We start from the raw sequence: 14,648 nt of genomic DNA, 5'->3' as shown, positions 1-14,648 counted from the left end.
TGTTCCCATGCCGAACACAGAAGTTAAGCTCTTTAGCGCCGATGGTAGTTGGGCTTACGTTCCGCGAGAGTAGGACGTTGCCGGGCAAATATTTATAAATGGATGCGATGAGCCGCACTCGAGACCTGTTAGGTCTCTTTTTTTTGCAAATTTTTAAGATAGTCTGAAAGTATTACTATTTATACTGAAGAATAAGGCTTTTGCATATCCTTTCTATCTAATGACGACTATGATAATCATTGATATAATGATGAAGAATATAAAATAAGAGGTAATTGTTATGAATATAAATGAACAGCTAAACTCTCTACAGAATAAGGATGCTATCTCTCTCCACGTTCCAGGTCATCATAACAACACGATAGGATATTTAAAAGAGTTGAATATGGCGATGGATATGACTGAAATAACTGGATTAGATGATTTACATCAACCTGAGGAATGTATTCAAGAAAGTATGTCTCAGCTTAACAGATACTCTGATTATAGTGGCCAGTATTTAGTAAATGGTACAACAGTTGGGATATTATCCGTTATTTATGGTGTGCAACATTTACAAGGTGAAATACTTATTCCTAGAAATGCTCACAAATCAATATACAATGCATTAAATTTAACAAAACAAGATGCAAAATGGATGCCAATGACTGTTTCAGAGAAAACAGGGCAGTATAATGGTGTGAATTCATTAGATGATCTTGATTTGTCTAAAGTGAAGTTAGCTGTTTTTACATATCCAAATTATTATGGAGAAACATTTAATATTGAAGAGAGTATAAAAGTTTTAAAAAAACATCATATTCCTGTATTAGTAGATGAAGCTCATGGTGCTCATTTTGGCATAAGTCCATATTTTCCAAAATCCTCAATAGAGTTTGGGGCAGACATTGTTGTACAATCCTATCATAAAACATTACCAGCTTTGACGATGGGTTCTGTTATTTATATAAAAGAAGATTTAAGTTTAAAATCCAAAATTCAAGATTATTTAAAGATGCTGCAGACTTCCAGCCCATCATATTTAGTTATGTCAAGTTTAGAAAAGGCTGAACAGTTTTATAAAAAATATCATGACGAGATATTTAAAATGAATAGAAAAATATTAATAGATACTATGGAGCAAGTAGGATTTACGGTGGGGTGTCTAGAAGACCCTCTTAAATTAATTGTGTCTCATGATAAATTATCCGGATTTGAAGTGCAAAAAATATTCGAAGATTCAAACATCTATATTGAATTATGTCATAATCATTTTATTCTGTTGGTTCTACCATTATGGCATCATTCGGATGAATTTCCTTTTGATCTATTAATAGAACGTATTAATCAATTCAAAATGAATTTTAAAAGTAAAGTAATAAAGAAAACATGCTTTAATTTACCGATACATTCGACTACTTACAAATATATTGATGTCGGTGATACGACAACAGTTGAGTTGTTTCAATCAGTAGGAAAAATTTCTGCTGTTGATGTTGTTCCATATCCACCGGGTGTACCAGTTATTTTAAAGGGAGAATATATTACCAAAGAAATCATAGATTCTCTGTTACAATGGCTTGATAAAGGTGGTAGAGTGGAAGGTATAAAAAACATGAAAATTAGCGTAAAGGATGAACAATAAATGGGTCAGTTTATAACATTTGAAGGGCCAGAAGGTTCTGGGAAAACAACAGTTATACATAAAGTTTTTGACATGCTAGAAGATGATTATGATATATTGCTTACGAGAGAACCAGGTGGTATCAAAATAAGCGAAGCTATTAGAAATCTATTGTTAGACAGTGATGATGAAATGGATGAAAGAACAGAAGCATTATTATTTGCAGCTGCGAGAAGACAACATTTAGTAGAGAAAATTTTACCTCAATTAAATAAAGACGGCATCGTACTTTGTGATCGTTTTGTTGATAGTTCGTTAAGTTATCAAGGTTACGCTCGTGAAATTGGGGTAGAAGAAGTTAAGGCAATTAATGAATTTGCTATTGAGAGCCGTTATCCAGATTTGACTTTATATTTTGATGTACCTGCTGAAATTGGATTAAACAGAATTAAAGATAATCAGCGTGAGGCTAATCGTCTTGATAAAGAAAAAATTGAATTTCATCATAAAGTAACAGATGGTTACAAAAAATTGATTGCTGAGTATCCAGATAGAATTAAAGTTATTGATGCAACTCAACCATTAGAAAAGGTTATAGAAGAAGCGTATTTCATGATAGTAAAATTTCTGAAACAAGTTTAAAATATGATATAATATATAAAGAGGTGTTTAGTTATGAAAATGATAATAGCGATTGTCCAAGATCAAGATAGTCAAAACTTGTCAGAAGCACTTATAGAAAAGGATTTTAGGGCCACTAAACTTGCAACAACAGGTGGGTTTTTAAGAGCCGGAAATACAACATTTTTATGCGGTGTTAAAGATGAACGTGTAGATGAATTATTACGTGTAATCGATGGAACTTGTGGTAATCGTGAACAACTTGTTTCACCTATCACACCAATGGGCGGTAGTGCGGATTCTTATATTCCATACCCAGTAGAAGTTGAAGTAGGTGGCGCGACAGTATTCGTTATGCCAATTGAACAATTCCATCAATTTTAAGAACTGATTAGCTGCCGTTTGTGCAGCTTTTTTATTGCAAGGAGCGTAAAAAATGCAATTAACAAAAGAAATTGATCATTTATTAAGTGCTAAACAGTTATCTCATGCTTATTTATTTGAAGGAGATAACATGTTTGAAATGAAGTCTACAGCTATGTATTTTGCAGAACAGATATTATGTGATGCTGAACAAGCTTGTATTTCAAAAGTTCAAAGTTTTAACCACCCGGATTTCGTATATATACAAACAGATGAAACGACTATAAAGAAACAACAAATAGAAGAATTATTAAGAAAAATGAATCAAAAGCCAATAGAAAGTCAATATAAAGTTTACATTATTGAAGCTTTTGATAAACTAACAGTACAGGGTGAAAATAGTATATTGAAATTTTTGGAAGAACCACCTCCAAATACGATTGCCTTGTTGCTTACAACTAAGAAAGATCAAATATTACCAACAATACATTCAAGATGCCAACTTGTTCATTTTAAACCAGCATTGAAAGAAAATTATATAGAAGAATTAAAACTGTCTGGTATTTCTTCTGCGATTGCACATACACTTAGCTTTATTACTTCAGATAAAGAAGAAGCCATTTCACTAACTGAAGAGCAATCGTTTACACAACTAAGAAAATCAGTAACTAAATTAGCGGAATTAATGGTAAAAGATAAACAAATGGCGTTGATATATTTGATCGAATGCACAAAAATTGCTAATACACGTCCTTTACAGCAATTATTTTTAAATAGTTTAAATACTTATTTTCAAGATATATTACATGCTAAAATACAACTAGATGTAATTAAAGCATATCCAGATTTAGAAGTAGAAATTGCAGAAATAAGTAAATATTTATCATTGAATGATATCTCGAATTATATACAAGTTATTACGGAAGCTAACCGCAAACTAGCTCAAAACGTGAATGCAACGTTAGTGTTAGAACAAATGGTTATAAATGGGAAGAGGTGATAGAATGTATGAAATAATAGGTGTTCAATTTCAAGTAGCTGGGAAAAAAGAATATTTCTCACCTAATGGGGAACGTTTTAAGGAAAATGATTTAGTAGTAGTAGAGTCTAAACGTGGGATTGAACTGGGCCAAGTTAAACTAACTAACCGCCATGTTGGAAAAGACGATGTTGTCTTACCTCTTAAAGAAGTTATTCGACATGCTACTGAAGAAGATGTGCAGAAGTATCAAGATAATCTAAAAGACGCAGAAGATGCATTGTCACTGTGTAAAGAACTTGTTAAAAATCATGAGTTAAACATGAGACTTGTAAACTGTGAATACACATTAGATAAAAGCAAAGTTATTTTCAATTTTACTGCGGATGATAGAATAGATTTTAGAACACTAGTTAAATCATTAGCTTATGAATTAAAGACACGTATTGAATTAAGACAAATCGGTGTCAGAGATGAAGCGAAATTATTAGGTGGAATTGGACCATGTGGTCGTTCTCATTGTTGTTCAACATTTTTAGGTGATTTTGAGCCAGTTTCAATTAAAATGGCTAAAGATCAAAATCTATCTCTAAATCCAACTAAAATATCAGGTGCATGTGGTAGATTAATGTGTTGTTTAAAATATGAAAATGACTATTATGAAGATGTGAGAAATGAATTACCTGATGTTGGTACAACTGTTGTTACGCCTGAGGGTGATGGTAAAGTGGTAGGATTGAATATTTTAGATATAACTATGCAAGTTAAAGTGAAAGGTTTCGAACAACTTTTTGATTATAAACTTGATGAATTACTTGAAGTCCATTCATAAGGGAGGATTATATTGTGAATAGGGACGAGTTGTTTGAAACGATTATGACACTAGAAAATGAACTTAAACAAATTAATGACCACATGGAAAAGTTGAAAAACCAGGCAGTGGAATTAGTTGAAGATAATGTTGCGCTTCAGATGGAAAATGATAGCTTGAAGAGAGTAATTGAATCTAATGAAGTGCCACAACAGAAAAAAACAAACAAAAAAACAAAGCCACTTCAAAGCAGAGACAATTTCGCTATGTTATATCATGAAGGATTTCACATTTGTCGTGGAGAATTATTTGGTAAACATAGACAAGGACAAGATTGTTTATTTTGTTTAGAAGTGCTAAATAGAGACTAAATGAATCAGGCATTTAATATGCCTGATTTTTTAAATGAGGTGTTTTAATGCTTAATTCAGGAGAAAGACTCGACCAATTATTAAGAGAGAAATATGAAATTATTCAAAATGATGAAGTGTTTTCATTCTCAACTGATGCGTTGTTATTAGGAGAATTTACTAGCGTACGTAATAAAGATAAAGTAATGGATTTATGCACAGGTAACGGTATCATTCCATTGTTATTAGCTTATAAATCTCAATCTACAATTGAAGGTATAGAAATTCAAGAAGCGTTAGTAGAAATGGCTCAAAGAACATTACGTCATAATCGACTTGAAGATCAAATTTCGATTGAACATATGGATTTAAAAAATGTATCGAATACATATATGCCTTCTACATTTGATGTAGTGACAGTTAATCCACCATATTTTAAAGAAAATCAGCAAATGCAACATCAAAAGGAAGCACATAAAATAGCTAGACATGAAATATTGTGTACGCTTGAGGATGTCGTAAAAGCGAGTAAGCATTTATTGAAACAAGGTGGTAAATTAGTGATGGTTCATAGGGCAGAAAGACTGATGGATGTCTTAAGTCTTTATAGACAATATAATATTGAACCTAAAAGATTAAGAATGGTGTACAGTACGCCGAAAAAGACAGAAGCAGTCACGATATTAGTTGAAGGTCGAAGTGGTGGTCAGGTTGGTTTAAAAGTAGAACAACCGTTTTATATCTATGATGCAAATGGTGAATATTCAGCAGAAATGAAGGCTGTCTATTATGGATAAACATTATACATATATATTAGAATGTAAAGATCATACACTATATACTGGATATACAACAGATTTGGAAAGAAGATTGAAAGTTCATAACGATGGAAAAGGTGCTAAATATACAAGGATTAGACGTCCTGTTAAGCTTGTATATCATGAAATATTTGATAATAAGTCAGAAGCATTGAAAAGAGAATATGCACTTAAGCAATTAACTAGAAAGCAAAAACTAGCACTTATAAAGGATGAGTAATATGTCTATATTATATTTAGTGGGAACGCCAATTGGAAATTTAGAAGATATCACATATCGCGCGGTAAGGACTTTAACTGAAGTGGATTATATTTTTTGTGAAGATACACGTGTGACAGCTAAACTTTGCCAACATTATCAAATACAAACACCTTTAAAGTCTTATCATGAACATAATAAAGATAAGTCTTCAGAACAAATTTTAAGACTGTTAGAAGAGGGTAAGCAAATTGCGTTAGTTTCTGATGCAGGCTGTCCTTGTATTAGTGACCCTGGATACGAACTTGTGAATCAAGTGAGAGAGCAAGATTTCCGAGTTGAAACAATTCCGGGACCAAACGCTGCAATAACAGCATTGATGACAAGTGGACTTCCATCTTACAAATTTGTATTTCTAGGTTTTTTACCAAGGCATGCTAAAGAAAAACATGAAGTCCTTCAAAAATGGATGAGTAGAGAATCGACATCTATGATTTACGAATCTCCTTATAGAATTAAACAAACTGTAAGAGCCATTGCTGAGATAGACCCTGAACGAAAAGTAGCAATAGGAAGAGAACTCACTAAAAAGTTTGAACAAGTTGAAACGAATCAAATAGAAGTGATAGAACAAATGTTAGAAGAAGAGAAGATTCCACAAAAAGGCGAATTCGTTATTTTGATTGAAGGAATAGATGAATCTAGTCAAGAGACTCATTGGTGGGAAGGCATGGATTTAAATCAGCATGTCGAAATTTATATAAAAGAACATGATATGAAATCTAAGGATGCTATAAAACAAGTATCTGTTGATAGAAAGATGAAAAAAAGAGATGTATATGAGTCTTATCATGTCGAAAAATAAAAAAGGAAAATTTAAAGTACGGTGTACTTTAAATTTTCCTTTTTTAATATGGACCTTTTATTATTTTGATTTGTTTTCAATCTCGTTAATTAATTGCTGAGCGCCTTCTTTACTTAAGACGATTTTACCATCAGCTAATACAAAATTTTCCTCTGAAACATCGCCAGTAACTTGACATGTCATGTTAGGTGAATATTTCTTTAAAATAATTTTATCATCATCAGTATAAATCTCCAAAGCATCTTTCTCAGCGATGTCTAATATGCGTCGTAATTCGATTGGAATTACTACACGGCCTAGTTCATCTACTTTACGCACGATTCCAGTTGATTTCATCATTTTACCTCCGTTTAATAAAACCATAATTATCTAATTCGACATTCATTCGACAATTATATAAATAGTATACTAATATGAATTCAAGGAAATGTCAATAATACAATATATTGCAAGCGTTTAATTTTTCAAATAAAAAACAATTCATGAAGCCCTTACTATAATAGGGGAATATTGAAAAAATGCTTAATTTTCGGTATATTATATAGATAAGATATTAGGAGGAAACGCCGATGACGAAAGAAACTTTTTACATTACGACGCCGATTTATTATCCGAGCGGGAATTTACACATAGGTCATGCGTATACAACGGTTGCTGGTGATGTAATTGCAAGATATAAACGATTACAAGGTTATGACGTTCATTATTTAACAGGTACAGATGAACACGGACAAAAAATTCAAGAGAAAGCTAAAGAAGCAGGCTTATCTGAAATAGAATATTTAAATGGCATCATTGAAAGTATCCAATCTTTATGGAAAAAATTAGACATTTCAAATGATGATTTTATTCGTACTACTGAAGAAAGACATAAACAAGTTGTTGAAAAAGTTTTCGAAAAATTATTAGCACAAGGCGACATTTATTTAGGAGAGTATGAAGGTTGGTACTCTATACCAGATGAGACTTATTATACTGAAACACAACTTGTCGATCCAGTATATGAAGATGGGAAAATTGTCGGAGGTAAAAGTCCTGATTCTGGTCATGAGGTAGAACTAGTTAAAGAAGAAAGTTATTTCTTTAAATTGGATAACTATTCTGATAGATTATTGAAGTTCTTTGATGAAAATCCAGATTTCATTTTGCCGATTTCTCGTAAAAATGAAATGATTAATAACTTTATTAAACCTGGTCTTGAAGATTTAGCTATTTCTAGAACTACTTTTGATTGGGGTATTAAAGTGCCATCTAATCCTAAACACGTTGTATATGTTTGGATTGACGCGCTAGTGAACTATATTTCTGCGCTTGGTTACTTATCTGATGACGATGAGCTATTCAAAAAATACTGGCCAGCCGATGTGCATTTAATGGCTAAAGAAATCGTTCGTTTCCATTCAATCATATGGCCGATTCTATTAATGGCGTTAGACTTACCGCTGCCAAAACGAGAATTTGCTCATGGTTGGATTTTAATGAAAGATGGCAAGATGAGTAAATCTAAAGGTAATGTTGTTGATCCTAATGTATTAATTGATAAATATGGATTAGATGCTACAAGATATTACTTAATGAGAGAGTTACCATTTGGAGCAGATGGTGTATTCACACCTGAAGCATTTGTTGAAAGAACGAATTATGATTTAGCAAATGATTTAGGTAATTTAGTTAACCGTACGATTGCAATGGTTAATAAATACTTTAATGGTGTTCTTCCTAAATACAAAGGTAAACTACATCCGCTTGATGAAGAAATAGAACAAATGGCCTTAGACATAAAAGATAATTTCTATTCATCTATGGAAAATATGCAGTTTTCAGTTGCTTTAGCTGAAATATGGAAATTAATTAGTCGTACAAATAAATATATAGATGAAACGACGCCATGGGTGCTTGCTAAAGATGAAAATGAACGAGAAATGTTAGAAAATGTAATGATTCACTTAGTAGAGAACATTAGATTTGCTGCTGTATTATTACGTCCGTTCTTAACTCACGCACCATATGAAATTTTCCGCCAATTAAACTTGGAAAAAGGTAAACTTGATACATTTGAAAGTATCGAAACTTACGGTGCTATAGATCAAGACATAAAAGTAATTGATAAACCAGAACCTATTTTCCCGAGATTAGATGTTGAGCAAGAAGTTGCTTACATTAAAGATTCTATGCAGGGTGGTACTTCAACTGAACCAGAAGAAGAGGCAGAACCTGAAGTAGAAGAAGTAAATGCTAAACCTGAAATCACGATAGATCAATTTGATAAAGTAGAAATCAAAGCAGCAACAGTTACAGAAGCTGATTATGTAAAAAAATCAGATAAATTGTTAAAAATTAAAGTTGATTTAGGATTCGAAAAAAGACAAATTGTTTCAGGAATAGCTGAATTTTATAAACCTGAAGATATCGTAGGTAAAAAGGTTGCAGTAGTAACAAATTTAAAACCTGTAAAATTACGTGGTGAACTATCAGAAGGTATGATTTTATCTGCCGAAAAAGACGGTACACTTACATTAGTAAGCTTACCTAATGCGATACAAAACGGATCTATCATTAAGTAAAGAATTGGAAGGATGGTTCGAATGCTAATAGATACACATGTCCATTTAAATGCCGACCAATATGACGAGGATTTACAAGAAGTTATAGACAGAGCATTAGAAGAAGGTATCGATAGAATGTTCGTTGTTGGATTTGATACAAAAACAATCGAAAGAACAATGAAACTGATTGACCAATACAATTTTATTTATGGAATTATTGGTTGGCATCCTGTCGATGCGATTGACTGTACAGAAGAACGTTTAGAGTGGATTGAAGAGCTTTCTAAGCATCCAAAAATTATTGGTATAGGTGAAATGGGACTAGATTATCATTGGGATAAATCACCTAAGGATATTCAAAAAGAAGTATTTAGAAAGCAAATAGCATTAGCTAAACGCGTGCAACTACCTATTATTATTCATAACAGAGAAGCGACTCAAGATTGTGTAGACATTTTAAGGGAAGAAAGTGCAAGTGAAGTTGGTGGTATTATGCATAGCTTCAGTGGTTCAAATGAAATAGCTGATGAAATATTAAAAATGAATTTTTATGTTTCATTAGGTGGACCAGTTACCTTTAAAAATGCTAAACAACCTAAAGAAGTAGCTCAACATGTACCTTTAGATAGATTGTTAGTTGAAACGGATGCGCCTTTCTTATCACCTCATCCTTATAGAGGAAAGAGAAATGAACCAGCGCGCGTTAAACTTGTTGCTGAGCAAATCGCTGAACTACGAGGACTTTCATATGAAGAAGTTTGTGAAGCAACTACAAAAAATGCTGAAAGATTATTTAAATTATAAAATAAGATGCCCCAAAACGGTTGTTTTGGGGCATCTTTAAAGAAGGAAGATATCATGAAGATAAACGAATTTGTTGTAGTAGAAGGGCGTGACGACACAGTTAATGTGAAGCGTGCTGTAGACTGCGATACGATTGAAACAAATGGTTCCGCAATAACTAAAGAAACACTTGAGGTTATAAAGCAAGCTCATGAAAAACGAGGTGTGATTGTATTAACGGATCCTGATTTCCCGGGTGATAAGATTAGAAATACAATTAAGCAATATATACCAAGCGTTAAACACGCATTTATTCCAAGAGAAAAAGCTAAAAATAAAAGAGGGAAAATTGGCGTTGAACATGCGTCTCTAAATACGGTTAAAGATGCATTGCTTAATGTTAGTTCTCCATTGGAAGCTAATATAGAAACGATAGACAAGTCAGTCTTAATCGATTTAGGATTAATTATAGGTAAAGACTCAAGAAGAAAAAGAGAAAAGCTTTGTAGTAAATTAAATATTGGCCATTCAAATGGTAAACAATTGCTAAACAAATTAAATGCCTTCGGTTATACTGAAAAAGATGTAAAAGAAGCACTTGGATATAAAGAGGAGTGACAGGATGAACGATAAAGATATTGCAACACCAAAGCGTACAAAAGCATTGCTTGATCAATATGGTTTTAAATTCAAAAAAAGTTTAGGACAGAATTTCTTAATTGATACGAACATTATACAAAACATTATTTTTGCTAGTGATATAGACGAAAATACAGGTGTAATAGAAGTAGGTCCGGGTATGGGGTCTCTTACAGAACAATTAGCTAGAACAGCTAAGAAAGTGTTAGCTTTTGAAATTGACCAAAGGCTTATCCCAGTTTTAGAAGATACATTGAGTCCATATGATAACGTTACTGTTGTGAATGAAGACATACTAAAAGCTCATGTTGAAAAAGAAATAAAAACACATTTACAAGATTGCGATAAGATAATGTTGGTAGCTAATTTACCATATTATATAACGACACCGATATTGATGAACTTATTAGAGAATCACCTTCCAATCGATGGTTATGTCGTTATGATGCAAAAAGAAGTTGGAGAACGTTTAAATGCACAAGTTGGAAGTAAAAGTTATGGCTCATTATCCATAGCTTGTCAGTATTATACTGAAACTGAACGTGTTTTAGTCGTCCCTAAGACTGTCTTCATGCCTCCACCTAATGTCGATTCTATTGTAATTAAATTGACTACTCGTAAAGAACCTATTGTAGAAGTAGATGATGAAAAATTATTGTTCACACTCTCAAAAGGTGCATTTGCACAACGTAGAAAAACAATTTTAAATAATTATATTAGTACAATTAAAGAAGGTAAGTTGCATAAAGATGAAATTCTTGAGTGGTTAAGTGCTTCAAACATAGATCCTAAGCGACGTGGGGAAACGCTAACAATACAAGAATATGCACATCTTTGTAACAATTTGAAAAAATACCCAAATTTATCTGTGTAAATATATTGACAATGCGTTCTCTAATTGATAAAATTTAAATTTTATTTGACAAAATACCACTTTCGTAGTATAATTTTATTTATAGCGAGGTGGGTCAATATGCCGAAGACTTTAGTAGACATCAAAAAAATATTAGATTGTCAATTAGGAAATCGTATTGTACTTAAAGCTAATGGAGGACGTAAGAAGTTAATTGAGCGCAGTGGCGTGCTTAAGGAAACGTATCCATCAGTTTTCGTGGTCGAATTAGATCAAGAGAAACATAATTTTGAACGTGTATCTTATACATACACTGATGTATTAACTGAGAATGTCCAAGTAACTTTTATGAATGAACATAAAGAAGAATTTATAGTTCAGTAAATTAAAGTATTTAATAAAAAACTCTACGCGATATGACTGTGATATGGCGTAGGGTTTTTTATTATGCAAAAAATAGAATAAAGCTAATACTTTCTAACTTTTATTTATGGTAAAATCATAATAATAAGTTTTAGAGAGGGCAAGTATATGATTTATGAGACTGCACCAGCAAAAATTAATTTAACACTAGATACATTGTACAAACGTGATGATGGTTATCATGAAGTAGAGATGATAATGACAACAGTCGATTTAAATGATCGATTGACTTTCGAAAGTAGAGATGACGGTAAAATTATAATTGATGTTGAACATAATTTCGTGCCAAGTGATCACAGAAATCTAGCATATAAAGCAGCGAAATTGATGCAAGATAAATACAATATTAAAGAAGGTGTGAAGATTTCATTAGAAAAAAGCATACCTATCTCTGCAGGATTGGCAGGTGGTTCAAGTGATGCAGCTGCAACATTTAGAGGCTTGAATGAATTGTGGGGTATAAATGAATCACTGGAATCTTTAAGTGAACTTGCATCAGAAATTGGATCGGATATATCTTTTTGTATTTATGGAAAGACGGCATTGTGCCAAGGTAGAGGTGAAAAATTAACACACCTTCCAAAACCACCTTCTGCCTGGGTAGTTATCGCTAAACCGGATATCGGCGTATCAACACCTGAAATATATGGGGCTTTAAATTTGGATGACAAGATTGAAGTGCGCACACAAGACTGCCGAGATGCTTTAGAGAAAAACGATTATGGAGTACTATGCCAAACACTTGGTAATAGTCTTGAGAAGGTCACGATGAAGTTATATCCCGAAGTTGAGAAGCTAAAGAATACTATGAAAAATAGTGGTGTGGATGCTGCACTAATGAGTGGAAGTGGACCAACTGTATACGGCTTTGTGCAAAAAGAACGACAAGCTAAGCAAGTGTACAATGCTTTAATGGGATGTTGTAATGACGTTTATATTGCACGTCTTCTTGGCTGATTTTGTAGAACACGTACAATTATAGTATAATTATTCTTGAAAATACGTAATAGAGATTGGGGTTTTATAAATGCGTTTTAAACGAAGTGAAAGAATCGTTTATATGACACAATATTTATTGAAACATCCGAACGAACTAGTACCGCTGACTTATTTTGTTAATCATTTTGGTCAGGCAAAGTCGTCTATTAGCGAAGACATACAAATTATCAAAGAAACGTTTAATGCCGAAAGACTTGGTATTATTGAGACAACTGCAGGAGCGAGTGGCGGTGTTACTTATCGCCCTAAAATGTATGTTGAAGAAGCGCGTGAATTGATAGCAAAGCTATGTGAATTGCTAAAAGAGAAAGAAAGACTGCTGCCAGGCGGATATTTATTTATGTCAGATTTAGTAGGTAATCCTAAATTATTAAATCAAGTAGGAGAATTAATTGCTACTATGTACATGGATGAAGAACTTGATGCGGTTGTTACAATAGCGACAAAAGGGATTTCTTTAGCTAACGCAGTTGCAAAAGTACTTAATTTGCCAGTTGTTGTTATAAGAAAAGATAATAAAGTTACTGAAGGATCAACAGTATCGATAAACTACGTTTCGGGTTCATCGAGAAAGATTGAGACAATGGTATTATCTAAAAGAACATTAGCTGAATATTCGAATGTATTAATTGTTGATGATTTCATGAGAGCAGGTGGCTCTATAAATGGCGTAATCAATTTGATGAATGAGTTTAAGGCTACAGTAAAAGGGGTATCAGTACTTGTAGAATCAAAAGAAGTTAAACATCGATTGATTGAAGATTATACATCTTTAGTTAGATTATCTGACGTAGACGAATACAATCAACAATTTTCAGTAGAAGAAGGCAACTGTTTGAAAAGATTTAATTAAAAGGAGAGATATTCAACATGAAAAGTATTAACGCAGCAAACGCTCCAGAAGCATTAGGGCCATATTGCCATGCAGTAGTAGTAGATAGTTTAGTATTTACTTCAGGTCAAATACCATTAAATCAGCAAGGTGAAGTCGTATCAGATGATGTAAAAGCACAAACGAAGCAAGTACTTGAGAATTTAAAAATAGTACTTGAAGAAAGTGGCGCTACATTAGATAGTGTCGTTAAATCATTAATCTTTATAAAAGATATGAATGATTTCCAAGACATCAATTCTGTTTATGGAGAGTATTTTAATGAACATTTGCCTGCTAGAAGTTGTGTGGAAGTCGCACGTTTACCAAAAGATGTAAAAGTTGAGATTGAAATGATCGCAAAAATAAAATAACTAACTTCAATTAATATGATGCTGCTACTTTAAATAGACAAAACAGGGGGCACACAAATCATGAAGGTAACAGATGTGAGATTGAGAAAAATTCAAACAGATGGAAGAATGAAGGCGTTGGTTTCAATTACTTTAGACGATGCCTTTGTTATTCACGATTTAAGAGTAATTGAGGGAAATTCAGGACTGTTTGTTGCTATGCCTAGTAAACGTACACCTGACGGGGAGTTTAGAGATATTGCGCATCCTATTAACTCTGAAATGAGACAAGAAATACAAGAAGCGGTTATGAAAGTTTATGATGAAACTGATGAAGTGATAATTCCAAAATCAGCTCAAGAAAATTCTGAAACAGAAACTGAAGAATCAGAAACTGAAAAAGAAGAAAAAGAAGAATAACATATCCAAAACAATATAGTTTTGTTGAAATGTTAAAAACTGTCGAAAAGTATGAGACTTTCCGACAGTTTTTTTGTGCGATTTTATAAAATATTTTAAAAAAATGAATTATTTATAACAAATTTATTCTTTAAAAAATAACTCTTCCTTGA

19 protein-coding genes and 1 rRNA gene are annotated in these 14,648 nt (G+C 32.7%); 19 read left to right on the top strand and 1 reads right to left on the bottom strand.

Annotated elements, in window-relative coordinates; translation table 11 throughout:
* The 10 genes from rrf to rsmI all read left to right on the top strand — a co-directional run.
* A 5S ribosomal RNA gene (gene rrf, locus LQ609_RS11345) occupies nt 1-86 on the top strand; the annotation flags it as partial.
* A gap of 194 nt (nt 87-280) precedes the next feature.
* The gene (locus LQ609_RS11340) at nt 281-1,624 is read left to right on the top strand and encodes an aminotransferase class I/II-fold pyridoxal phosphate-dependent enzyme (RefSeq protein ID WP_275584159.1); all 1,344 of its coding nucleotides are present in this window, start codon (nt 281-283) and stop codon (nt 1,622-1,624) included.
* Nucleotides 1,625-2,245 carry a dTMP kinase gene (gene tmk, locus LQ609_RS11335; protein ID WP_239734761.1) on the top strand — a complete coding sequence of 207 codons (621 nt, stop codon included), beginning with the start codon at nt 1,625-1,627 and terminating at the stop codon, nt 2,243-2,245.
* Nucleotides 2,246-2,278: 33 nt separating this feature from the next.
* A complete protein-coding gene (locus LQ609_RS11330; protein WP_078358390.1) occupies nt 2,279-2,608 on the top strand; it encodes a cyclic-di-AMP receptor in 330 nt (109 codons plus the stop codon).
* Between the two features lie 52 nt (nt 2,609-2,660).
* Nucleotides 2,661-3,587 (top strand): DNA polymerase III subunit delta', encoded by a 927-nt coding sequence (locus LQ609_RS11325; RefSeq protein WP_239734760.1) that lies wholly within the window; start codon nt 2,661-2,663, stop codon nt 3,585-3,587.
* 4 nt (nt 3,588-3,591) lie between these two features.
* Nucleotides 3,592-4,398 (top strand): PSP1 domain-containing protein, encoded by an 807-nt coding sequence (locus tag LQ609_RS11320; protein WP_078358388.1) that lies wholly within the window; start codon nt 3,592-3,594, stop codon nt 4,396-4,398.
* 14 nt (nt 4,399-4,412) lie between these two features.
* Nucleotides 4,413-4,748: a DNA replication initiation control protein YabA gene (gene yabA / locus LQ609_RS11315; RefSeq protein WP_107509478.1), complete on the top strand. Its 336-nt coding sequence runs from the start codon at nt 4,413-4,415 to the stop codon at nt 4,746-4,748.
* 47 nt (nt 4,749-4,795) lie between these two features.
* Nucleotides 4,796-5,524 carry a tRNA1(Val) (adenine(37)-N6)-methyltransferase gene (locus LQ609_RS11310; RefSeq protein WP_107509479.1) on the top strand — a complete coding sequence of 243 codons (729 nt, stop codon included), beginning with the start codon at nt 4,796-4,798 and terminating at the stop codon, nt 5,522-5,524.
* Nucleotides 5,517-5,765: a GIY-YIG nuclease family protein gene (locus LQ609_RS11305; RefSeq protein ID WP_078358385.1), complete on the top strand. Its 249-nt coding sequence runs from the start codon at nt 5,517-5,519 to the stop codon at nt 5,763-5,765. Before LQ609_RS11310 ends, LQ609_RS11305 begins: the two co-directional genes overlap by 8 nt.
* A 1-nt stretch (nt 5,766) precedes the next feature.
* A complete protein-coding gene (rsmI, locus tag LQ609_RS11300; RefSeq protein WP_078358384.1) occupies nt 5,767-6,609 on the top strand; it encodes a 16S rRNA (cytidine(1402)-2'-O)-methyltransferase in 843 nt (280 codons plus the stop codon).
* Between the two features lie 60 nt (nt 6,610-6,669).
* Here rsmI and LQ609_RS11295 read toward each other — a convergent pair whose 3' ends face one another.
* Nucleotides 6,670-6,945 (bottom strand): AbrB/MazE/SpoVT family DNA-binding domain-containing protein, encoded by a 276-nt coding sequence (locus LQ609_RS11295; protein ID WP_078358383.1) that lies wholly within the window; start codon nt 6,943-6,945, stop codon nt 6,670-6,672.
* A 233-nt stretch (nt 6,946-7,178) separates the two neighbouring features.
* Between LQ609_RS11295 and metG the strand changes: the two genes are divergently transcribed.
* The 9 genes from metG to spoVG all read left to right on the top strand — a co-directional run bounded on the left by metG (nt 7,179) and on the right by spoVG (nt 14,496).
* Complete coding sequence (metG, locus tag LQ609_RS11290; protein WP_078358382.1) at nt 7,179-9,173, top strand: methionine--tRNA ligase; 1,995 nt, start codon at nt 7,179-7,181, stop codon at nt 9,171-9,173.
* Between the two features lie 21 nt (nt 9,174-9,194).
* Nucleotides 9,195-9,959: a TatD family hydrolase gene (locus LQ609_RS11285; protein WP_078358381.1), complete on the top strand. Its 765-nt coding sequence runs from the start codon at nt 9,195-9,197 to the stop codon at nt 9,957-9,959.
* 54 nt (nt 9,960-10,013) lie between these two features.
* Nucleotides 10,014-10,556 carry a ribonuclease M5 gene (rnmV, locus tag LQ609_RS11280; protein ID WP_078358380.1) on the top strand — a complete coding sequence of 181 codons (543 nt, stop codon included), beginning with the start codon at nt 10,014-10,016 and terminating at the stop codon, nt 10,554-10,556.
* Nucleotides 10,557-10,560: 4 nt separating this feature from the next.
* Complete coding sequence (gene rsmA / locus LQ609_RS11275; protein WP_239734759.1) at nt 10,561-11,451, top strand: 16S rRNA (adenine(1518)-N(6)/adenine(1519)-N(6))-dimethyltransferase RsmA; 891 nt, start codon at nt 10,561-10,563, stop codon at nt 11,449-11,451.
* Nucleotides 11,452-11,550: 99 nt separating this feature from the next.
* Entirely contained in the window at nt 11,551-11,814 is a 264-nt protein-coding gene (gene veg / locus LQ609_RS11270) for a biofilm formation stimulator Veg (protein ID WP_016999916.1), read from the top strand.
* 147 nt (nt 11,815-11,961) lie between these two features.
* On the top strand, nt 11,962-12,810 hold the full coding sequence (gene ispE / locus LQ609_RS11265; RefSeq protein ID WP_078358378.1) for a 4-(cytidine 5'-diphospho)-2-C-methyl-D-erythritol kinase: 849 nt from the start codon (nt 11,962-11,964) through the stop codon (nt 12,808-12,810).
* A gap of 70 nt (nt 12,811-12,880) precedes the next feature.
* Nucleotides 12,881-13,705: a pur operon repressor gene (gene purR, locus LQ609_RS11260; protein WP_078358377.1), complete on the top strand. Its 825-nt coding sequence runs from the start codon at nt 12,881-12,883 to the stop codon at nt 13,703-13,705.
* Between the two features lie 17 nt (nt 13,706-13,722).
* Nucleotides 13,723-14,097 (top strand): RidA family protein, encoded by a 375-nt coding sequence (locus LQ609_RS11255; protein WP_078358376.1) that lies wholly within the window; start codon nt 13,723-13,725, stop codon nt 14,095-14,097.
* A 60-nt stretch (nt 14,098-14,157) separates the two neighbouring features.
* The gene (gene spoVG / locus LQ609_RS11250) at nt 14,158-14,496 is read left to right on the top strand and encodes a septation regulator SpoVG (protein ID WP_078358375.1); all 339 of its coding nucleotides are present in this window, start codon (nt 14,158-14,160) and stop codon (nt 14,494-14,496) included.
* The last annotated feature ends 152 nt before the right edge of the window (nt 14,497-14,648 follow it).

This window comes from Mammaliicoccus sp. G-M28 (assembly GCF_022386595.1).
Lineage (GTDB): Bacteria > Bacillota > Bacilli > Staphylococcales > Staphylococcaceae > Mammaliicoccus > Mammaliicoccus fleurettii.
Note: the sequence above shows the minus strand (reverse complement) of the source record. Positions and strands in the feature narration are given on the sequence as shown.